The following is a 249-nucleotide window of genomic DNA, read 5'->3' as shown; positions in this document are numbered from 1 at the left end:
CCACAGATGACAGCCTACGACGGCCAGGCTTATGAAATGGTAAAAGATACTTCGGGTGATGTCCTGCGGCTTGCCAGTACACCCGCCGTATCTCAGCAAGAAGTCGAAGTGCGTAATAACCTGAGCAGTGGTTCGATTAATGCCAATATCTATCGTGATGGAAAGCTACTGGCAGCTAAAACCAATGTGTCACCTGGCCAGAAAGGGGTTTTCCAATTCCATCCAAGTATTTTCGTCGGGGTTGTCTCG

At 49.0% G+C, this 249-nt stretch carries 1 protein-coding gene; it reads left to right on the top strand.

The genetic code is table 11. The annotated features are described in order from the left end of the window. The coding region (locus tag R0J87_RS23045; RefSeq protein WP_498889268.1) for a hypothetical protein at positions 1–249 on the top strand (249 nt) is incomplete at both ends.

Origin of the sequence: Halomonas sp. SIMBA_159 (assembly GCF_046536035.1) — a bacterium.
Taxonomy (GTDB): Bacteria; Pseudomonadota; Gammaproteobacteria; order Pseudomonadales; family Halomonadaceae; genus Vreelandella; species Vreelandella venusta_A.
This window is presented reverse-complemented; position numbering and strand designations above follow the sequence as displayed.